General features: G+C 46.2%; 15 protein-coding genes and 1 tRNA gene. 8 read left to right on the forward strand and 8 right to left on the reverse strand.

Translation table 11 applies throughout. From position 1 onward, the window contains the following. From P3L47_RS15435 to P3L47_RS15450, 4 genes are all read left to right on the forward strand, one after another. Window positions 1-1650, forward strand: a complete 1650-nt coding sequence (locus P3L47_RS15435; RefSeq protein WP_277781378.1) for a bifunctional aspartate transaminase/aspartate 4-decarboxylase — start codon at window positions 1-3, stop codon at window positions 1648-1650. A 197-nt stretch (window positions 1651-1847) separates the two neighbouring features. Beyond that, window positions 1848-4094 (forward strand): aconitate hydratase, encoded by a 2247-nt coding sequence (locus P3L47_RS15440; protein ID WP_277781379.1) that lies wholly within the window; start codon window positions 1848-1850, stop codon window positions 4092-4094. Between the two features lie 215 nt (window positions 4095-4309). Further along, window positions 4310-5569, forward strand: a complete 1260-nt coding sequence (gene icd / locus P3L47_RS15445; RefSeq protein WP_122362934.1) for an NADP-dependent isocitrate dehydrogenase — start codon at window positions 4310-4312, stop codon at window positions 5567-5569. A gap of 19 nt (window positions 5570-5588) precedes the next feature. Further along, the gene (locus P3L47_RS15450; RefSeq protein WP_277781380.1) at window positions 5589-6935 is read left to right on the forward strand and encodes a citrate/2-methylcitrate synthase; all 1347 of its coding nucleotides are present in this window, start codon (window positions 5589-5591) and stop codon (window positions 6933-6935) included. Between the two features lie 122 nt (window positions 6936-7057). Here P3L47_RS15450 and phoR read toward each other — a convergent pair whose 3' ends face one another. Both phoR and phoB read right to left on the reverse strand, forming a co-directional pair. Then, the gene (gene phoR / locus P3L47_RS15455) at window positions 7058-8824 is read right to left on the reverse strand and encodes a two-component system sensor histidine kinase PhoR (protein WP_277781381.1); all 1767 of its coding nucleotides are present in this window, start codon (window positions 8822-8824) and stop codon (window positions 7058-7060) included. Between the two features lie 16 nt (window positions 8825-8840). Further along, complete coding sequence (gene phoB / locus P3L47_RS15460; RefSeq protein ID WP_277781382.1) at window positions 8841-9527, reverse strand: two-component system response regulator PhoB; 687 nt, start codon at window positions 9525-9527, stop codon at window positions 8841-8843. Window positions 9528-9727: 200 nt separating this feature from the next. Between phoB and P3L47_RS15465 the strand changes: the two genes are divergently transcribed. Further along, window positions 9728-11950 carry a TonB-dependent receptor plug domain-containing protein gene (locus P3L47_RS15465; protein ID WP_277781383.1) on the forward strand — a complete coding sequence of 741 codons (2223 nt, stop codon included), beginning with the start codon at window positions 9728-9730 and terminating at the stop codon, window positions 11948-11950. A 102-nt stretch (window positions 11951-12052) separates the two neighbouring features. Continuing rightward, window positions 12053-12140, forward strand: a tRNA-Ser gene (locus P3L47_RS15470). A gap of 46 nt (window positions 12141-12186) precedes the next feature. Here the strand turns inward: P3L47_RS15470 and P3L47_RS15475 are convergent. Then, a complete protein-coding gene (locus P3L47_RS15475) occupies window positions 12187-13533 on the reverse strand; it encodes an MATE family efflux transporter (RefSeq protein WP_122359736.1) in 1347 nt (448 codons plus the stop codon). Between the two features lie 131 nt (window positions 13534-13664). On the opposite strand from P3L47_RS15475, the gene P3L47_RS15480 reads away from it, so the two are divergent. Together P3L47_RS15480 and P3L47_RS15485 are read left to right on the forward strand one after the other, a co-directional pair. Continuing rightward, window positions 13665-14765 (forward strand): cytochrome-c peroxidase, encoded by a 1101-nt coding sequence (locus P3L47_RS15480; protein ID WP_427910517.1) that lies wholly within the window; start codon window positions 13665-13667, stop codon window positions 14763-14765. Between the two features lie 120 nt (window positions 14766-14885). Then, a complete protein-coding gene (locus tag P3L47_RS15485) occupies window positions 14886-15692 on the forward strand; it encodes an alpha/beta hydrolase (protein WP_122359737.1) in 807 nt (268 codons plus the stop codon). Between the two features lie 29 nt (window positions 15693-15721). Here the strand turns inward: P3L47_RS15485 and P3L47_RS15490 are convergent, their stop codons facing one another. Genes P3L47_RS15490 through P3L47_RS15510 form a run of 5 tightly spaced genes read right to left on the reverse strand, consistent with a single transcriptional unit; the run spans window position 15722 to window position 22342 of the window. After that, complete coding sequence (locus P3L47_RS15490) at window positions 15722-15991, reverse strand: hypothetical protein (RefSeq protein WP_122359738.1); 270 nt, start codon at window positions 15989-15991, stop codon at window positions 15722-15724. A gap of 18 nt (window positions 15992-16009) precedes the next feature. Continuing rightward, window positions 16010-17767, reverse strand: a complete 1758-nt coding sequence (locus tag P3L47_RS15495) for an SWIM zinc finger family protein (protein ID WP_277781384.1) — start codon at window positions 17765-17767, stop codon at window positions 16010-16012. Further along, window positions 17743-18891, reverse strand: coding sequence for a VWA domain-containing protein (locus tag P3L47_RS15500; protein ID WP_277781385.1), 1149 nt, complete (start codon window positions 18889-18891; stop codon window positions 17743-17745). Before P3L47_RS15500 ends, P3L47_RS15495 begins: the two co-directional genes overlap by 25 nt. Next, entirely contained in the window at window positions 18876-21269 is a 2394-nt protein-coding gene (locus P3L47_RS15505; protein WP_277781386.1) for a DUF5682 family protein, read from the reverse strand. Before P3L47_RS15505 ends, P3L47_RS15500 begins: the two co-directional genes overlap by 16 nt. Next, window positions 21230-22342 carry an ATP-binding protein gene (locus P3L47_RS15510; RefSeq protein WP_233576945.1) on the reverse strand — a complete coding sequence of 371 codons (1113 nt, stop codon included), beginning with the start codon at window positions 22340-22342 and terminating at the stop codon, window positions 21230-21232. The genes P3L47_RS15505 and P3L47_RS15510 overlap by 40 nt, the downstream gene beginning before the upstream one ends. Window positions 22343-22355: the final 13 nt, after the last annotated feature.

Below are 22355 nucleotides of genomic sequence, written 5' to 3' on the forward strand. Positions count from 1 at the left end.
ATGGAAGAGAAAAAGAAAATCGTAGTTACCCGTGAATACGAAAAGAAGATGTCGGAGATCAGTCCGTTCGAATTGAAGAATATCCTGATCGACCTCGCAGATGAAAGTGCACGTAAAAGCACACACATCATGTTGAATGCCGGACGCGGTAATCCGAACTGGATTGCCACTACACCCCGTGAAGCCTTTTTCCTGCTCGGTCAGTTCGGTTTGGAAGAATGTCGCCGGGGAACGAAATTGGAAGACGGTATGGTCGGCCTTGCCGGTGTTCCTCAGAAACCGAGTATCGCTTATCGTTTCCGGGAATTTCTGGATAAGCACGAAGGAACGCCCGGCTCGAAGCTTTTGCGTGATACCTATAATTATATGGTACGCGAAAAAGGTGTCGATGAAAACGACCTGGTCCATGAATGGGCGGAAGGCGTAATAGGCGATCAATATCCTATACCTGATCGTATTTTAAAATATACGGAAGTCCTTGTCCGTGATTATCTGGACCAGGCTCTTTGTAACGGTCTTCCTCCGGAAGGTAAATTTGACCTTTTCGCTACCGAAGGCGGAACGGCAGCTATGTGTTACATCTTTGATTCCCTGCAGCAGAACTTTCTGTTGAATAAAGGGGATAAGATTGTCCTTTTCGCCCCGGTTTTTACACCGTATATCGAAATACCCGAGCAGGCTCGTTATCTGTTTGACGTAACCGAAATACATGCTCTGAAAATGACAGGTGACGGTTATCATACCTGGCAGTATCAGGAAAAGGACCTGGATCTGTTGAAAGATAAATCGATCAAGGCTGCCTTTATCGTCAACCCGAGCAATCCGCCTTCTTATGCACTGACACACGGATTGACGGAACGCCTGGTCGATATCGTAACTAATTACAATCCCGATCTGATGATCATTACGGACGATGTATATGCAACTTATGTTCCTGGTTTCCGTTCCTTGATGGCTGAATTGCCAGACAATACTTTATGTGTCTATTCCTTCTCCAAGTACTTCGGGGCGACAGGCTGGCGTCTGGCTGTTGTCTCTTTGCACGAAAAGAATATCTACGACCGGATGATCGCCGAGCTGCCGGATGACAAGAAAGCTGCTTTGACAAAACGCTACAGCAGCATCATGCTCGATCCGTCGAAAATGAAGTTCATCGACCGTATGGTTGCCGACAGCCGTCAGGTGGCACTTAATCATACAGCCGGTCTTTCCCTGCCGCAACAGACCCAGATGGCTCTGTTCGCTTCCTTCTCTATCCTGGATACCGAAAACCTGTATCAGTCGCGGATGGTGGATATTATCCACGAACGTCTGCATACACTTTGGAAAAGTACAGGATTTACCTTGCTGGATGATCCGCTGCGTGCCGGTTATTACAGTGAGATCGATATGGAAGTTTGGGCAAAGAAGTTCTACGGTGATGAGTTTGTAGAGTATCTGAAAGCCAATTACGAACCGGTTGATGTCGTATTCCGCCTGGCGCAGGAAACGGCGCTTGTCCTTCTGAACGGAGGTGGTTTCGATGCTCCGGAATGGTCTATCCGCGCTTCGCTGGCAAATCTGAACCAAGGTGATTATGTACGGATCGGAGAGGGAATTGCCTCCATTCTTCATAGTTATGCCGATAAGTGGAAAGAATCTAAAAAATAATAAACATAGATTTCGTTAATATCTATTGAACAAAATAAGTTCGCCGCGCGTTTTATAAATGAACGTAAGGCGAACTTTTTTATTTGGTATAGACAACCTCTATGGTCTCATAGACATTATTGAATGAAAGGTGTTTTATTTATATATACATTAGCGTGTCTTAATTCTGATAAACAAACAACTAATAAGATTATAATATGGTGTACGACATTGAAATGCTGAGAAGCTTTTATTCCAATTTCCCGAAACGGGTAGATGCGGCGCGTGAAAAGATCGGTCGTCCGATGACATTGGCCGAGAAAATCTTATATGCTCATTTATATGATGAAGAAGCACTCCGCTTGTTCAGGCGTGGGGATGATTATGTAAACTTCCGTCCCGACCGTGTGGCGATGCAGGATGCAACAGCTCAGATGGCTTTACTGCAATTTATGAATGCAGGGAAAGACAAATCCGCTGTTCCGGCAACCGTCCACTGCGATCACCTGATCCAGGCGAATATCGGAGCGAAAGCGGATATTGAAACGGCTACCAAAGGAAACAGTGAAGTGTATGACTTCCTCAAATCCGTATCCGATAAGTTCGGTATCGGTTTTTGGAAACCGGGAGCCGGAATTATCCACCAGGTTGTGCTGGAAAACTATGCATTCCCCGGCGGAATGATGGTCGGTACGGATTCTCATACACCGAATGCCGGTGGTTTGGGAATGGTTGCTATCGGAGTCGGTGGCGCTGATGCGGTCGATGTCATGACCGGTATGGAGTGGGAACTGAAGATGCCTAAATTGATCGGTGTCAAACTGACCGGACGTTTGAACGGCTGGGCTTCTCCCAAAGATGTCATTTTGAAGTTGGCGGGTATCCTGACCGTAAAAGGAGGAACGAATGCCATTATCGAATATTTCGGTGAAGGCGCATCTTCTATCTCCGCAACCGGGAAAGCTACTATTTGTAATATGGGTGCTGAAGTAGGAGCAACAACTTCGTTATTCCCATACGACCTGAATATGGCTACTTATCTGCGTGCAACCGGACGTGATACGGTTGCTGCCTGGGCCGATGCTATCCAGGATTATTTGGAAGCCGATATGGAAGTGAGGGCGCAGCCGGACGAATATTACGACCGGGTGATCGTGATCAACCTGTCTGAACTGGAACCGCATATCAACGGTCCGTTTACTCCGGATGCAGCAACGCCTATCTCTGAATTTGCTGCTAAAGTAAAAGCGAACGGTTATCCCCGTAAGATGGAAGTGGGCCTGATCGGTTCGTGTACGAACTCGTCCTATCAGGATTTGAGCCGTGCCGTTTCTATCGCCCGTCAGGCTTTTGAAGATAAGATTCCTGTTGCCGCTCCGCTGATCATCAATCCGGGATCGGAGCAGATCCGCTATACTGCCGAACGCGATGGTATTATCGGCGACTTCGAGAAGGTGGGAGCAACCATCATGGCAAACGCCTGTGGACCATGCATCGGCCAGTGGAAACGTCATACCGACGATAATACCCGTAAAAATTCTATTGTAACCTCCTTTAACCGTAATTTCGCCAAACGTGCGGATGGCAATCCGAACACACATGCCTTTGTCGCTTCTCCGGAACTGACGCTGGCACTGACTATTGCCGGTGACCTTTGTTTCAATCCGTTGACCGATACGTTGAAGACGGAAGATGGTCGTGAAGTAAAGCTCCGTGAACCGCAGGGAACCGATTTCCCACCTAAAGGATTTGATGTAAAAGATAATGGTTATCTAGCTCCGACCGGAAAGAATACGGATGTAAAGATCAATCCTGAGTCAAACCGCTTGCAGGCTTTGCAGCCTTTTGCTCCGTGGGATGGCAACGACCTGTTGGACATGCCATTACTTATCAAGGCGGAAGGAAAATGTACGACAGACCATATTTCGATGGCAGGTCCTTGGCTCCGTTTCCGTGGTCATCTGGAAAATATATCCGACAATATGTTGATGGGAGCTATCAACGCTTTCAATGGAAAGACAAATGCCGTATTGAACCAGCTTACTGATGAATATGAAGCTGTTTCTGCCGTTGCCAAGCAATATAAAGCAAAAGGAATCTCGTCCATCGTTGTTGCCGAAGAGAACTACGGCGAAGGTTCTTCTCGCGAACATGCTGCTATGGAGCCCCGCTTCCTGAATGTAAAGGTGATCCTTGCCAAGAGCTTTGCCCGTATCCACGAGACGAACCTGAAGAAACAGGGAATGCTTGCCCTGACGTTTGCAAATAAAGATGATTATAATAAGATCCGTGAAAACGATCATATCTCCATCGTCGGTCTGAAAGACTTTGCATCCGACAAGCCATTGACAGCCGTTCTTACACATGCAGACGGTTCGCAGGAATCATTCCCGGTAAATCATACATACAACGATTTGCAGATCAAATGGTTCAAGGCTGGGGCGGCATTGAATGTAGCACATTAATAGAAAAAGGTGAGCTATCCATTTACAGTGACGGGAGTAACTTTTCCCCTCTTGAGAGGGGGCAGGGGGTGTGTTATAGTTTCGGCATATAACTGGCTTTAACACACCCCTTATCCCCTCTCGAGAGGGGAATCAGTTACCATCAGTCGCCATAAACAGACACTATAAAGTAGTTCATATTTGACAACATCTGAATTAATAAATAAACTATCATAATGAATAAAATAACAAAACAAAAAGGCCATTTGATCGTCCCTGATAAGGTCATTATTCCTTTTATCGAAGGAGATGGCGTAGGAGCAGAGATCACGCCGGTCTGCCAAAAGATAGTAAATGCAGCTATCGAAAAAGCCTATGACGGTAAACGGTCCATCGAATGGAAAGAAGTATTGGCGGGTGAGAAAGCTTTCAACAAGACCGGAAGCTGGCTTCCTGATGAAACGATGGATGCTTTCCGCGAATATATGGTCGGTATCAAAGGTCCGTTGACCACTCCGATCGGCGGTGGTATCCGCTCGCTGAATGTCGCTTTGCGCCAGACTTTGGATCTTTATGTCTGTCTGCGCCCCGTCCGTTGGTTCAAAGGGGTTGTTTCTCCGGTACGCGAACCGCAGAAGGTCGATATGTATATTTTCCGTGAGAATACCGAAGATATCTATGCCGGTATCGAATGGCAACAAGGAACACCCGAAGCACGTAAGTTTCTGAAGTTCCTGACGGAAGAAATGGGAGTGACCAAAGTTCGTTTCCCCGAAACCTCTTCATTCGGCGTAAAACCCGTATCCGTAGAAGGAACCGAACGCCTGGTGCGTGCTGCTATCGAATTTGCCCTGACCAATAAATTACCGAGTGTAACGCTTGTACATAAAGGCAATATTATGAAGTTCACTGAAGGTGGTTTCAAACTTTGGGGTTATGCCCTGGCAGAACGTGAGTTTGCCGACAAGACATTCACCTGGCCACAATATGAAAAGATCAAAAAGGAGAAAGGCGAAGCCGAGGCCGTTAAAGCCATGTTCGATGCCTCTGCAGCCGGAAAAGTCATCATCAAAGATGTTATTGCCGATGCCTTTCTACAAAACACTTTATTGATCCCGGAAGAATATTCCGTCATCGCAACACTCAATCTGAACGGCGATTATATCTCCGATCAGCTGGCTGCTATGGTGGGCGGTATCGGAATTGCTCCCGGTGCCAATATCAATTACGACAGCGGTTATGCTATTTTCGAAGCAACACACGGCACGGCTCCTAACATTGCCGGAAAAGATATTGTAAACCCGTCGTCCCTCTTGCTTTCATCCGTGATGATGCTTGAATATATGGGATGGAATGAAGCAGCCAACCTGATTACGGCTGCTATGGAAAATGCTTTTTCGAAAGGTGAAGCAACGAATGACCTGGCTCGTTTCATGCCGGCAGGAAAATCTCTTGGCACCAGGGAATTTGGTGATTGTATCATATCTTTATTGTAACCTCATAAAATAATTAGTCATGAAGAAAGAATATCTTATCTATAAGCTGTCGGATGCATCAAAGGATGCTTGTAAGATCGACAATGAACTTTTTCCGATGTATAATGTGAAACGTGGTCTGCGTAACGAAGACGGCAGTGGTGTTTTGGTCGGATTAACCAAGATCGGTAACGTAGTAGGTTACGAACGTCTGCCGGATAACGGTGGTCTGAAGGCTATCCCCGGTAAACTGTTTTACAGAGGCTACGATGTGGAAGATTTGGCACATGCCCTGATTAAAGAGAAACGTTTCGGTTTTGAGGAAGTGGCTTATCTGCTGCTTTCCGGTAAGCTGCCCGATAAGGAAGAACTAGCCTCTTTCAAAGGCCTGATCTGTGATAACATGCCGTTGGAGCAGAAGACCAAAATGAATATCCTCGACCTGGAAGGACAGAATATCATGAATATCCTTGCCCGTAGCGTTTTGGAAATGTACACTTTCGATCCGAATCCGGACGATACTTCGCGCGACAATCTGATGCGCCAGTCCATCGAACTGATCTCTCGTTTCCCGACTATCATCGCTTATGCATATAATATCTTCCGTCATAGTACACACGGACGTTCTTTGCATATCCGCCATCCGCATGAAAACCTGTCGCTTGCAGAAAACTTCCTGCACATGCTGAAAAAAGACTTTACCGAACTCGATGCACGTACACTCGATTTATTGCTTGTCTTGCAAGCCGAGCACGGTGGCGGTAACAACTCGACCTTTACTGTTCGTGTAACCAGTTCGACCGGAACGGATACCTATTCATCCATTGCGGCAGGTATCGGTTCGCTGAAAGGCCCGTTGCACGGAGGTGCCAATATCCAGGTGGTCGATATGTTCCATCATCTGAAAGAGAACATTGCAGACTGGAAGAATGTGGATGAAATCGATACGTATTTCATGCGTATGCTGAATAAGGAAGCCTATAACAAGACCGGCTTGATTTATGGTATCGGTCATGCGGTCTATACCATTTCCGATCCACGTGCCGTCGTTCTGAAAGAGCTCGCCCGCGATCTGGCAAAGGAAAAAGGGCGTGAAGAAGAGTTTGACTTCCTTGAACTGCTGGAAGAACGTGCTATCGAATGTTTCGCCAAACATAAAGGAACGAAGAAACGTGTCTCTTCAAACGTGGACTTCTATTCCGGCTTCGTTTATGAAATGATCGGCCTGCCGCAGGAAATCTATACACCGCTGTTCGCCATGGCGCGTATCGTCGGTTGGACAGCTCACCGTATCGAAGAGCTTCATTTCGACGGTAAACGTATTATCCGTCCGGCCTATAAGAATGTATTGGATGAAACAACTTATGTTCCGATATCCGAACGTTGAAAGTTGACAGAGATGAAAGTTGACAGATGGCAGTTGTTTCGGCTTTCAGCCGATTCATTCAAACTTGGCGCAAAGCTTAACTGTCAACTGTCAACTTTCACTTGTCAACTGTCAACTGAAAGTTACAATTTTTTCTTCAGGGTAAAGAAGAAAGTAACTCCTTTCCCCGGACTGCTTTTTGCGGAGATTTGTCCTTTATGGAAATTGACCCCGTTTTTAACGATAGACAATCCCAGTCCGGTTCCGCCCACCTTGCGACTTCGTCCTTTATCTACCCGATAGAATCTTTCAAAGATACGGTTGATATGTTCTTCCGAGATACCGACACCATTATCGGCAAAACTGAAATAATAGAATTTAGGGTCTTCCTTATAGCAGTTCACAATGATTAGGCTTCCTTCTCCGGCGTAGGCTATCGCATTGTCATACAGATTCCGGAAAATAGAATATAATAATGAGTAATTGCCGTGTATCGTAGGATTACCGGGTAGAATGATGTCGGAAGAGATTTGCTTTTCTTCCATCTCTTTCGAACATTCCTTTTGAATCTCCGCGATCAGTTTCGGAATATTTATGTCGGACAGGTCGAACATGTCGGATGCTTCGTCCAGCCGGTTCAGAACGGAAATATCCCGTAATAATCCTGTCAGGCGGGTACTTTGCGAGTAACAACGTTCCAGGAAGAACTGACGTTTGTCGGGAGTAAGCTCCGGATTGCTGATGATTGTTTCCAGATATCCCTGGATACTGCTGACAGGTGTTTTCAACTCGTGTGCCACGTTTTGGGTAAGCTGGCGTTTCATCCGGCTTTCTTCTTCCTGACGTGAAATATCGTTGATGGAGATTTCATAGCTGTTGTCCAGGAACAGGATACATTCGATCAGGAATATCTTTCCGTTCTTATCGATCGTAACGGAGTCGCGCAAAACCTTCCGTTTACGATTGGTATTGGGGATGTTTTTATTCAGAAACGCCTTGATAGGTTCCAGCTCCTGGATATCTATTACTTCTTCGGCTTGTCGTATCTGATTGTCGGAGATGACGTTTGAGAACTGAATGAGCAGGATATTCGATAATATTTCTTTTCCTTCAGGTGTAAACATGGCAAATCCTTCTTTGGCATATTGGAAGTGCTTTATCAGCTTTTCGCGCTCCATGGAGAGTTCGTCTTTTGCCTTTTGCTGCTGATGGTATAAGGTGACGATATTCTTTGAAATATCGCCCAGCTCATCATTTGGAAAGGTATAATCAGTCTCCGGTATCCGGTCTTTTTCAATATTCAGGGCAAAATCACGCAACTTGGAGATGGTCCGCCCGATACTGAAAGTGAAGCGGGAGAGGACGAAGAAAAAGATCAACGTCATCAGGATCATAAAGTATATGAAATCCTTGTCCGTCGATAAGGCACTTTGTACATACGGATCATAAGGAAGTGCCGAACGGTAGATATAACTACCGATGTTGCTGGCCGAATAGAAATACCGTCTGCCTGTCGATCCGGAAGTTCGGATGGCAAACCCTTCATTATACAAACGAGCCTTACGTACTTCGCTACGATCGTTATGATTATTGAATTCTTCTGTCCCGCTATTATCGAACAAGACTTTACCTTCGGGATCTATAATGGTTACACGTAACTCTTTCTGAGGAATCTCTTCGATAAATTGTTGTACGGTTTTGTCGATATCTCCCTCTTGCTGGGTACGGCTAAACAGTTGGTAATTATAGTTACTCAATACATTATTCAACTTTTCCTGCGAAAATTCCCGTTCCCGTTGATACTGAAACAACAGGAAACAAACCGTGAATCCAAGGAACATCACAAAAATAGACCAGAATAACCGTTGGCTGAACGGTATCCGGTTTTTCATCTTTTCTACTCTTACCATAATTCAAATAACAGGATTAGCATTCAAAACAATAACCGAAGCCGAGGCGGGTGACAATGTTTTTTCCGTAAGGGCCTATCTTTTTCCGTAACCGGGTAATATTTACATCAATAGTGCGATCCAATACATACACTTCGTCTTTCCAGATACGTGACAGTATCTCTTCGCGTGAGAAAACATTCCCTTTATTTTCCAGCAGTAATTTGAGTATTTCAAATTCCTTTTTGGTCAGCGGAACTTCCTGCCCGTTGACCGATGCTTTGATACGTTTGGTGTCCAACACTAATGTTTCATAGTCGAGACGCTCGTTTGTATCGATCTTTTCCTTTTCGGTTGTTCTTCGTAACACGGCCTTAACGCGTGCGACTACCTGGCGGATCGAAAATGGTTTTGAAATATAATCGTCTGCCCCCAGGTTAAAACCTGTCAGCATATCGTTTTCCGTATCTTTGGCTGTCAGGAAGATGATCGGGATGTCGGAGGTGCTTTCTTCTTTCCTTAAAATACTCGCCATCTTGAATCCGGAGATTTCTCCCATCATGACATCCAGTAAAAGCAGCTGATAAACAGACAGGTCCTTTTTCAATGCTTCTTCCGCATTGAAAGCCGTATCCACCTCGTAACCTTCAATTTCCAGATTAAATTTGAGGATTTCGCACAAGTCCTCTTCGTCGTCTACAACAAGAATTCGGGGCATATCCATAGTCTTTTTTATTTAATTGAAATGAAAAGCTCATTTCATTGTTTACAAAATTAATTATTTTCCTGCAAAGGAAGGCATTTGGTATTTCGGCAAAGTGAAATAACTGTTACATTTATGTTACAAAAGGGTCTTTTGATGGATGTTATATCGAAAAATATTATATATTTGTATGCATTTGCCATAAGTATAAACCACTATTGATGAGTAAGATGAAATACTATTTGACTTTTTTATCGGTGTTGTTTTCCTTTTTTCAGCTAAGCGCACAACGCATTGAATTACCGGATGAGCGTATATTCCTGTTATCGGATAAACCGGTATATAAGCAGGGTGATACCATACAAATTCATGGTCAGTTGTTAGCATCCGGCAGGCAGTATGACCGGTACAGCAATTATATTTATGCAGAACTGTTCGATGAGAAAGATTCTGTTCTTATCCGGCAAAAGACGAAATGTGATGTTGACGGCGCTTTTACCTTTCCCTTTCAGACGGAGTATGATTGGCCCGGCTCTGTTTATTATTTACGAGCCTACACCCGGATGATGCAAAACTTTCATTCGGCAAGCTTTCCGCAGATAGAATTACCCATTGGAATGGAGTTGTTTATTCCGGAAGCGAATGTCCCGGGTGTAAAATGTCTTTTCTTTCCGGAAGGCGGTCAGTGGGTGAATGGAGAGGTTCAGAATATGACAGTCTACCTGGCTGATAGTCATGGTACTCCTTTGCAGGTTCCTTTTTATATACTGAATAACACCGATACGATTATCAGTACGACATCCTTATCTTCCGGTTTACAAACGATCCGTCTTCTTCCGAAGGAAGGTGATCAGTTTGTTTTGTATGCAACGTATGAGGGGGAGAAATTCCTGTTCACTTTGCCGGAAAGGATACAGGGACACACATTGCAAAGCGCTATGAACCGAAACAAAATAAGCTATAGAGTGATTTCTGACGGAGCCGGGATCACCAGCGAGCGTCTTTTTGTTTTTCGACCGGCAAACGGTCTGGAAGAGATAAAGCTGACCGAACAGCTAAATACTGGAATCTTGAGCCTGCCACCGGAAGAGACAGGGTTATTCGTTCTCTTCCTGACAGATAAATCTGCCAATGTTATAGCTCAAACTGTTCATTGGAGAAATGACGAACGCCCTTCTTTGGGACTGGATAAAAAAGAATACTTAGTCGGCGAAACGATCTGTCTGCCGGCTGATTTTTCAACCGATAGTATTCGTTTATTCCACCGTATTGTAAAAAGAAGGCAGATCGCCAAGCCTGCCATTCTACAGGCGGAGTTGGAAAACGAACTCTTTTCGCCTGTCATTTTTCCCAAACATTACCTGTCGGATGAATCCGGTATGACTAAGCCGGATATAGAAGCATGGCTGCGTACCGCCCGTTTTATTCGTTTCAATCCGACGGAGATTGTCGATAAGAGATTCAGTTATCGTTTTCAACCTGAAATAATGAATATGTTTACGGGGCGGGTTACATATAAAAGCGGTAAGCCGTTAAAGGGTGGAAGTATTGTGGCGTACAATTCGGTGACGAATCAAGTCGATGCCGGTGAAATAGATTCGAAGGGGCGTTACCTTATTTCTATAACGGACTTTAAAGAGGGTGATTACTTCTTTCTGCAGGCACATCCGGCGAAAGGTACTGCCGGTTTTTACGAATATATTCCCGACAACGATACATTCCCGTCTGTTGTCAATCGTTTGCATTATTATCGTCTGGATCATAAATATGCTGAAGTAAGTGCAAGCTATCAGGATAGTTCCGGTTTTACTTACCGGGTAGACGAGTTCGGTAACAGGGATTATATCATGCCTGAAATAACTGTAAAAGCGAGGAGCAGACAAGACAAAGCCGTATCCACCGAGAAGTTCTATAATGTCACATATCTGGATGAAGAAGAACTGGATAGACGTAACTACGTGGATATGGAAAATGTCTTTATGGATATGCCCGGTGTCTCTTTCTTTTGGTCTACCGTGAAGGATGAACAGGGTATGGATAAAAGAATGCCCCGGTTAATTAGTTCGAGGGGATTCAGTACATTGAAAGGAGGTGACCTGGTCATATTGTTAGACGGACAAAGGATCCCTTTGGAAGAAGTAGTCAATTTGCTTTCAGTCCGGGATGTCTCATCCGTTGAGTTGCTTAAACCCTGGCAAACAAATGCTGTAACGTTTGGAGCAGTCAACGGAGCTGTACTGGTTACAACCAAAAAAGAAGGACGTTCTGCCGAAATCACCAGTAAAGGCTTCTATTATTATCCCCGTGGGCTTGTGCAAGGGAAGAAATTTTCCGATAAAACTATCCAGGCTCCGTCTACCCCCGGTTTATATGACTTGCTAATTGACTTGGTGACCAACAAAAGGGAGGTCCATTCCTACAGATTACCGTTCGTTGTCCGCTGATTTGTTCCATATTATTGGGGTTGGAACTTGAAATAATAGGGTGTAACAAGAAAAAAACTTGCATAGTTAAAAAAGATGTTGTACTTTCGCGCCGGTTTAGAAGGAGAGATGCTCGAGTGGTTGAAGAGGCACGCCTGGAAAGCGTGTAAACCCCTAAAGGGTTTCGCGGGTTCGAATCCCGCTCTCTCCGCGGAAAACAATAGTGGAAGGTTAGATATCTAAGGGATGCCTACAGGCTAGATGCTTGTAGGTTTTTTTATTTTCCGATACACATATATAAATGCAGGAATCAAAAACAAGTCTGCAGCCATCCATGCCGTTGCGTCACCGAAGCAGACAGCCAGAAAACCGAATGCCGGTACTGCATAGATACTGACCAATGTCCGGGCGATCATTTCGGATACGCCGGAAAGCATTGCCAGGTTGGTGAATCCGGCTCCCTGGATTGTGTAACGAAGAATACAGAGAATACCCAGGATAGGGAAGAAGGAGCAGGAGATATGCAGGAACTGGATCGCATCTTTAATAATTTCCGTTTCTGCCGGATCGACAAATATCAGGATCAGTTCACGTGAAGCCAGCATCAATATAAGGAATGAGAAGGCAGCATAGACAAGCATCATCAATCCGCTGGCTTTGATGCCCAGCCAGATACGTTCCGGTTTGCCAGCCCCGTAATTCTGCCCGGTATAGGTAGCCATAGCAATTCCGAGACTTTCGAAAGGACAAATAAAGAAGGATTTGATACGTACGGCGGACGCATAGGCTGCAATGCACGCTGATCCTAACGCATTATTGGCACTTTGCAACATGATACTGCCAATGGCTGTGATGGAAAATTGAAGTCCCATCGGGACACCGATCCACATCAGGTTTCCTGCCAGCTTAGACTGGAACTTCCTTTCTTCCCGCGTACTTCTCAATATATCGAAACGACGGTGCATATAAACGAAACAGAGGACTGCCGATATTCCCTGGGAAAGTAGTGTGGCTATGGCCGCTCCGGCAACGCCCCATTTAAATACCAGGATGCAAACCAGGTCGAGGATCACATTCAGAATGGTGGAAAAAAGTAGGAACCAAAAAGGTGTCTTGCTATCGCCCAGTGCCCGGATAATGCTTGACAGCAGATTATAAAAGAAAGTACAAGGTACGCCGATGAAAGTAACCAGTAAATAGAAATAGGCATCTTTAAAAATATTATCCGGCGTTTGCATAACCCTCAGAATATCTTTGCAATATATACTTGTAACGACCGCAATGATAACCGACATAACAGTCGCCAGTTGTAAACTGATGGAAACATATTTCCTCATCGTGCTGTAATCCCTGGCACCGAACTTCTGTGCCACCGGAATACCGAAACCTGCACAGCATCCGTTACAAAATCCTATAATAAGAAATATGACAGACGTACTTGCTCCGACAGCAGAAAAAGCATCGATTCCCAGAAATTTACCGACAATAGCCGCGTCTATCAAAGAATAAGTTTGTTGAAGCAGATTTGCCAACAGTACCGGCATAGCAAAACTGAAGATCAAGGGCAATGCCGCCCCCGATGTCATTTCTTTTGAAGTTCCCATAACAATTTCCCTAAACAATCGCCGCAAAGGTAACTATTTTATAGTAAAAAGGATTAAGATACACTTATAAAATCTATTGCTGAGTAACCCAATAAATCATATATTTGTACGAACAAAGCAATTCATCTTATATGCATAGTTTTACAAACGCGAAACAGTTGACCGGAATGATTGTCTGTGTTACCTTATTGTTTGCTTGTCAGCCTGATAAACAGACCGGATTAAACGAAAAAGAGCTACTGGGCAAGCAACTTTTCTTTGACGAGAATCTTTCGGAACCTACAGGGCAATCCTGTGCAACCTGTCACACGACAGAGAAAGGTTTTGCAGATATATATTCCCGTGTCACTTCTGAAGGAGCAGTCAAGGGACGCTTTAGCAATCGTAACTCGATGACCTCTGCTTATGCTTGTTATGTCCCGCCGCTGCATTACAGTGATGAGGACGAAACCTATGTCGGAGGACTTTTCTGGGACGGTCGTGTCAACACGCTGGAAGAACAGGCAGCCCAACCGTTTACGAATCCGTTGGAGATGGGGAACAACGACAATGAAATGGTTTCAGAGAAAGTCCGTCGTGCCGGTTATTATCAGGATTTGGTTAAGATCTATGGAGAGCCAGTCTCCAACGATTCTCTCTTTTCATACATAACAAATGCCATTGCCGCTTATGAACGTTCGGCTGAAATGAATCCGTTCACTTCCAAATACGATGCTTGGGAAGCGGGTAAATGTGAACTGACAGCACAGGAGCAACTCGGATTGGAACTGTTCAAGGAGAAAGGGCTTTGTGCCGAATGTCATATTTTGGAACCCGATGAACGGGCAGGAAAGGTCTTGTTCACAGACCATACCTATGACAATTTGGGTATCCCGTCTAACCCGGATAATCCTTTTTTCACTACACCGGCTCCTTATAATCCTTGTGGGCGCGATACGGTCGATATGGGGCTGGGTAGTACTCTCAAGGATATTGCCGAAGCGGGAAAGTTCCGTGTCCCGACCCTGCGAAACATAACTTTGACAGCCCCTTACGGACACAATGGTTATTTCAATACGTTGGAAGAAATAATACATTTTTATAATGTCCGTGATGTGGAAGAATATCCACAGCCTGAATTTGCCGCAACTGTCAACAGAGACGAACTAGGCAACCTCGGTCTGACACCCGAAGAAGAAGCTGCTATTATTGCTTTCCTGTCGACGCTAACAGATGGATATCGGGCGGACTAGGTTATAATCTTTCTTCTGTTTTCAAAACATTTTGCATTCTGCCATAGTTCTTTTATAAAGCAAAACATAAAAGAAAAAAATGAATATCTTTGCTTTCAATAAATAAATTCTATATAGATCATGAAAGCAAAGATATTTTTATTGTCGCTTGTCGCGTTTTTTGTCCTGTCGGCACAGGCAGCAGTTGTCGATACCATAAACGTTCGCAGTGATGCGATGAACAAGGATGTTCAGACTGTCATTGTTTTACCGGGGAGCGGGAAGACTACGGTTCCGGTTATCTATTTACTACACGGTCATGGTGGGAATGCCAAGACCTGGATCAATGTCAAGCCGAATCTGCCGGAGATCGCCGACCAGTATGGGATCATGTTTGTCTGTCCGGATGGTAAGAACAGTTGGTACTGGGATAGCCCGGTCGATCCTTCCTATCGATATGAAACATTTGTTTCCAAAGAACTGGTCAGTTACATAGATACCCATTATCCGACTGTAAAAGACCGTAAAGGGCGTGCTATCACTGGTTTGAGTATGGGAGGACATGGTGCCATGTGGCTATCTTTCCGTCATAAGGATATTTTTGGTGCGGCAGGAAGTACAAGCGGCGGTGTCGATATCCGTCCTTTTCCGAATAACTGGAATATGAGTGAGCGTTTGGGAAAGGAGAGTGAGAACCAGGAAGTATGGGATAATCATACGGTGATCAATCAGGTAGACCGCCTGAAAAATGGTGATCTGGCGTTGATCTTCGATTGCGGTTACAGCGATTTCTTCTTTGAGGTGAATAATGATTTCCATAAAAAACTGTTGAAATATAAGATCGACCATGATTTCATTGTGCGACCGGGTGCGCATAACGGTGAATACTGGAATAATTCTATCGATTACCAGATATTGTTTTTCAAGAAGTTCTTTGACAGGAAATAAAGGACCGGATAAGAGGGATAACCACTAGCTTAATTGTTGATTACATTCTTTTCATAAAACTCCAATGCACATAGATTATCCGCTATGACCTCTATTGCTACCTGTCCGCCTTGCCAGGCATAAACAGAATCGATGAAGCTATCCGTCAGGCGGATAGCTTCCGTCATGTTCAGTTCATTCATCCAGTGTTTGAGATCCTCTAGTTTTTGGAGGGTGACAGGCTGTATGTTGCGTAAGCCGGAGAAGGCGATGTCGGAAAGCAGGAGTTCCAATTCGGCAAGGAGGTTTTTAAGTATCATTTCATTCGATTTTAAGAGTTAGAAATAGAAATTGTCGGTCTCTGAAGCTGTGACGATACTGACCGGGATCAATGTATCCGGACGTTTCAGGCAAACCATATACCGCTGTTTTGCTTCTGCGTACCACTGTCCCATCTGTTCCAATCGGCGGATGGCATTCCGGTTCAGCTCGTTATATGCCAATGAACCTTCTGTTTCGTGTTGTTCATCCGCCATCGTGAAGTACAGTTTCTGTTCGGCAGTATTGAAGCTCACTTCTGAAAGATGTGCGAACGGGACCAAGGCCAGTTGTTCCGGCTGCTTCTTGCGGAAATAATCGTACCGCTGTTCGGGGCGTATTGTCAGGTCGGATAACTCAGGGATGGCAAGTAAGGTATCCAGACTGCTGATCGTAACCTTGTCGTCTATTTCACATTGCGTCTGCGAGGAGGATGAGAGACGGTTCTGCCTGTTCATTTTGAAATTACGCAAAGTCAGTGTAGATGTCGATAGCCGGGCTAATGAGGTGTTGCTGCCCCAAAAACTTTGTATTTCCAGTTGGCGTCGCATATTCTCCGGCGTGACAAGTGTTTGGGTATGCTCATAATAATCAGCCATACTCGAAGTCAGGGTACAGATACTCTGTTTCTCATGGTAGAAGAAATAAGCCGTAATACCGAAATATCCTGAACGGGTCTGCCACGGATAAGCTCCCAGACCTGTAAAATGTCCGATGGGGGTTGTATAATAATCCGACCGTGTCCCTTCGATCAGTTTACTGAGCATTTCGTTGTTCTGTGTGTTCCGTAAGATCAGCCTAAGTGTGTTATGTAACCGCGACAATGTGGCAAAGGTAGTCAAAGGCTGGAAGCCGACATGCTTGGCGAGCATATTTTCGATGTCGGAGGATAGTGAACGGAACAAACGTGCCAGATTGCCTATCCCGCATGTCTCCAGGCGGATGGAATATTGTATGGCTGTCTCCGCCTCATTTTCCCCGCAACCGATCAACCCTTTTTCGAATATGCCGGTAATGAAGCGGGAAGCTCCCCGTAAGACGTCTATCGTCTCTTCCGTCAGCAGGGACAGTTCGGGTTGGTTACCGTTAGATTCGGAAGATAATATTCCCTGGCTACTTAGGTATGACAGGATAGCAATCAATTTGTGTTTGCACAATCCGTTTTCTCCGCATTTGCATACAGAACGATTAAGGCTGTCATCTTTTGGGAAATAGACCGTTATATTTTCTGTGTTGATGGTCGCTTCGAGCATGTCGCTTTCGATGAAGTCCGCCGTCCAACCATCCTGGATAAGACGGAGCGTATCTTCAAATAGCTTTTTACCTGCCTGCTTGCGGAGCTGTGCCAAGTCTACCTTCTTCAACTCTTCCCAATCGTTGGCTGATGACTGTCGGGATACAGTTTCCGAAACGGCTTCCTGCTTGTTCTCTTCGGTGGCGGCTTCTTCTGTCTTTTCTTCTACTTCCTTCGCCGCATAATCAGCCGCAACAAGTATTCCCATCAGGATATGTTTGCAGACTGTTTTAGAGGGACAGCTACAGGTACTTTGGGATATATTGGGATTCAGGGAGACTGTTATCTCGTCCAACTGAACTTGCAGGTGGTCGCCTGCTACGACCAGTTTGACCTGTCCTGTTGTTTCCAGGTCTTTCAGGGCACGTTTATACAAACCTTTGTTTGCCAGCGTAACCAGGAAGGCTTCGTTGGCGTAGGGGACGAACTGTCCGGCGGATGAATGGCATCCGTCTCCTTTTATGATATAATCTTTCCTATCCATTCGGCTAACTCTTCAGGGGTTATTGCAGCTACATCGGCACCCATGCCCGCAATGGTACGGGCGGCTCGGGCATCGTAACAAGGGGTACCGGAATAGTCGAGTGCAGGCAATACAAACAACTTGCTTCCGGCTTCGATAATGTCGTGGCAGGAACGGAACATATAGCTGTAATTCGTTCCGTCATACAGGTCGCTAACCAGTACCACGATTGTTTTCTGTGGTGCGGTAATCTGTTTCTTTCCGTATTCCAACGCCTTGTGTATGTCGGTTCCACCACCTAGCTGTACTTTCATCAGGATACCGACCGGATCATCGAGATAGTCGCTCAAATCGACTACCGAAGTGTCGAATATCACCAGCTTGACCGAGAGGAACGGCATTTTGGCAAAGATGGAAGCCATGACGGCGGTATAGATCACCGAATCGAGCATACTGCCACTCTCATCGACCAGGATCACGATATGCCAGGGATTGTAACGGCGTACGTTCTGATTGAAATAGAGGCGATCGGGGATGATTGTACCGTGTTCGGGACTGTAATTCTTCAGATTTTTCTCGATGGTCTGCTTGAAGTCAAAGTTCCGGAATATCTTGTAACTTGAATTGGTGTGCGGCAGTTTCTTCCCGTAGAAAGCTTTCCGGACGTTTATTTCCAGTTTCTTTTGGATATCCCGGATGACCTGTTCCACGATCGAGTAAGCCAGTTTACGGACAGGCTCCGGCATCATATTGCGGAATGTCAGAATGTTTTTCAGCAAACCGAGGTTCGGTTCGAGTTGGCTCAGGACGGATTCGTCGGTCAGCAGTTGGGTCAGGTTGTATTTATCCAACGCCTGCTTCTGCATGATCTCGACGGTCTTTTTGGGGAATAACTTCTTTACTCTTCTCAGCCATCCCGGAACAGTCAGTACGGAACCTCCGCGGCCTCCCCGGTTCGGGAAGTCGTTGCGTATTCCCTGTTCATCGGTATATTCGCGGTTGTAAAGGAAATAAAGTGCGCCGTCCAGTTCTGCATTTTCCGGATCGAGGGGCAGGCTATTTTCTGCAAAGTCACCCAGTATGAGTCGCCAGCGGTTGACTATTTCCTGTTTGTTATTCGGGTTGTCCATCATGCGATCCTCCATGTTTTAAGCGCTTCTGCGGCAAGGCTGTCCAGGCGCATGGCTTCTGTTATTTCTTCCTGCGAGACGGTGATGCTTCCTGTTAAGCGGGCTTCCGATACCTGGTGATATTCCGCTACCTGTTGTCCCAGTCGGCTGATCTCTGCCGGAAGGAAACCGGTAAAGGCATAACGCAGGTTCGGCAGGATAGTGAGGAAAGTCTCCTGGTCGGCATTGGCTATGACCCGGTTTATAGCTTCCAGGATATGCGGGTCGACAAACAATACGTCGCGGGCGATCAGGAACAATCCGCAGATAAATGAAGCGGCCTGTTCCGGGTGGGTAATGCTGCTTTCGAGGTAGGCGGCTATCTGTTGGCAAAAAGTGGCTTGTCCGGTTCGCCCTTCTTTATAATGTATAGCGAGGCATAAACCGAAAAGACGGCTGTTGCTGAAACTGTCGTTCAATACTTTCTCTACGGCAGCGATGAAGGCGGCGGTGTCGAACCAGCCTTTCGCATCCATTGTGAAACTGTAAAGGTTACGCATCTGTTCGCAGATCTCCTGTTCCTCTTCTTCCGTCGTGCTTTTCAGAGAAGGGATCAGAACGACGGCTCCTTTGAATGCGGTCCGTGCCAGTTCGGCAATGACGGGCTGGATATTCCCGTCCATCAGCTGTTGCATGTTGGCAAGGTATAACAGGCTGTTGATCAGTTTGCAAAGGTTGATAAAATTCCCTTCGCTTTCCACCACCAGCCGGATAGCATCTTCGTATTGAAGATAGAAACCTTCTATACCCATAACCTGGACGGAGAGGAGCAGTTTCCCCAATTCCTCAGCCGTCATATTATCTTTGAAATTCTTTTCTATCAGCGAATTGCAGACTTGTGATAAGGTAGCCCCGTAGACAGACAAGTCGATCAGACGGGTTTCAACGCCCGTGGCATAGCGGCATATCCATTGTTCCCGTACAAGGTTTTTATTCTTCTGATTCACATAATCGGGACCCGACTGGAGTGTGGCGAAGCCTGTTTCCAGAAACTCCATCTGATGGAGGAAGCGGCTTTTCCTGTAATGAGCCGGGTTCTTAATAATGTCGAGCGTTACTTCCTGTCGCTCGATGGTAGATGTCTTTAACCGGTGGAGCGAACACAAGACACGGAACTCGTGTACGACGGGAGGGATGCAGTCATTATCTGCGATCTTTCCTGTCCCCATGCCGGAAAGAAGACGATACAGGAAGTCCACTTCGAAGGTCGAGGTGGCATTCAAGTCACCTTTCACGAAACAGCTTCGTACACCGTCCAGCAATTCGTAAACACCTGTACTTTGCTTGCCTCTTAATACGGCCAGTGAGCGTGCCATGTTGAGGGCATTGATCTCGTCGGGTAGCGAGATCATCTGTGTCTTACGGGCATACCGGGCTGTCTTGATGATATATTCGAGGACGGTGGAGGCGAACGGGTCTTTCTTCTGCTTTTCTATCTTTTCCCAGACTTCCTGGTAGAAAGCCGGAAAAGGCATGCCGGCAGCATAACCGCTTTTGCTGTCTGCTTCCTTGAAAGTATAAGGCATCAGGTAGGAAGCGACATGTTCCCGGTTGCAGGTTCTGAGCGATGGTTTTTTGTCCGATTGCAGCGTTTCCATAAGTCCGGAGATATGGAAGGCACCGGCTACTACCAATATCCTTTTATTGTCGGGTAGTGCTTTCCGTATCTCTTCTGCCATATAAGTTTCCCGTAGCCGGTCTTCTTTCAGGGATATCTCGTTTTCGGGCGTTGCCAGACGCATAAAGTAACCGAGGTGGAAGAGGTTGCGGACGAAAGCCTGCGTTTCCAGGTTGGCAGCGTCCAGTTCGAAGCGGCTTTCCCAGAACTCTGCAAAACTCCGGCATCCTGCCTTACGGGCAATCATAGCCGTATAGGTATTTACTTCGTATTCTTTATTTTCGTTGTAATAGAACTGTGTCTGCGGCTCTTCCTCGATCTTGTTTATCAGACGGAGCGCATAAGGCAGGTCGATGAAACGTACCGGCGTATGTCTTCGTGCCCCTTCACGAATGGCTACCAGTTCCGGCGAATAGGCCAGGAAAGGGTAATAGGCACGATACTTTTCTTTTTCCTCGTTTACTTTTCCATCCTTGTCGTCATAGCTGTAGTAGATACAGAAGGGAGGGACCGACTGCTCGTCGGCAATGTAAGGAAGCAGTTCTGCTGAGTCCGACGGACCTTCTATTAGGATCAGTTCCGGACGGAAACGCTCGATCGTACGTTGCAGATGCAACGCACAGGCCGGAGAGTGGTGACGTACCGGAAAGTACACCACCTGTCCTTCTATATCGAAACTACCGGTGAAGAGGCGGTCTATTTCAACCAGGTCCGGTTGTCGTAGTATTCCTTCCATTTTCCTCCTTGTCTTTCGGCTTTCAACCGGACCACACCGTTAAAGTAATCTTTCAGTTTGGGCAGATCGTCTTTGTTCTCTTTCATTACGGCACCCAGCAGGTTCTGCACGAGCGAACGCATACTGACTGTCCCATCCCCGTAATAATAGCCGTCCAGGGCGGACTGGTAATAAACGGATACAGCTTCCGCCGTGCTCATCACGCCTGACATCTTTTGTATCTTGGCTTTCTCGAAGGAGGTGCCGTTGCGCAACTCATTGAACGTGGAAGCGAGGATATCGACCACTTCTTCCTGCATTGGCATTTCAAGGCCGTTGGCGGCGAGCATGCCTTCGCACTGGTCGGTGATGATACGGCTTTCGAGTGCCACGCTCCGGATCGGCTCTACGGTCTCGAAGTTGAAACGGCGTTTCAGGGCGCTACTCATTTCATTGATTCCTTTGTCGCGGGTGTTGGCGGTCGCTATCACGTTAAAGCCGGAAGAGGCGAAGAGCAGTCCTTCTTCTCCCAGTTCGGGGATGTTCAATACCCGGTCGCTCATGATACTGATCAGGCTGTCCTGTATTTCCAACGGACAACGGGTGATCTCTTCGAAGCGAGTGATAATGCCCCGTTTCATACCGATGTAGACGGGAGAGGGGACAAGTGCTTCTTTGACAGGACCTTTTGCCAGGAGGAGCGCATAGTTCCAGGAGTATTTGATATTGTCCTCGCTGGTTCCCGCCGTGCCTTGTACCGTATTGGTACTGATACCGCAGATGGCGGCAGAGAGTAGTTCACTTAACATGGTCTTTGCCGTGCCCGGTTCGCCGACGAGCATAAGACCCCGGTTGCCAGCAAGGGTAATAATGGAGCGTTCCACCAGTGCATCGTCGCCGAAGAACTTCGGAGTGATGGTGATCTGTCGTCCGTCCAGTTCGATCGGTTCCTTCTGTCCGAGGATAAAGGCACGGACTGCACGTGGGGAGAGCTGCCAGTTGGTGGGTCTGGCTCCCGTATCTTGTTTGCGGAGAGCGGCAAGCTCGTCGGCATACCGCATCTCCATCAAGGGTTTTTGTATTTTGTTATCCATAGATTAATCTGTT

It is taken from the genome of Parabacteroides chongii (assembly GCF_029581355.1).
Lineage (GTDB): Bacteria > Bacteroidota > Bacteroidia > Bacteroidales > Tannerellaceae > Parabacteroides > Parabacteroides chongii.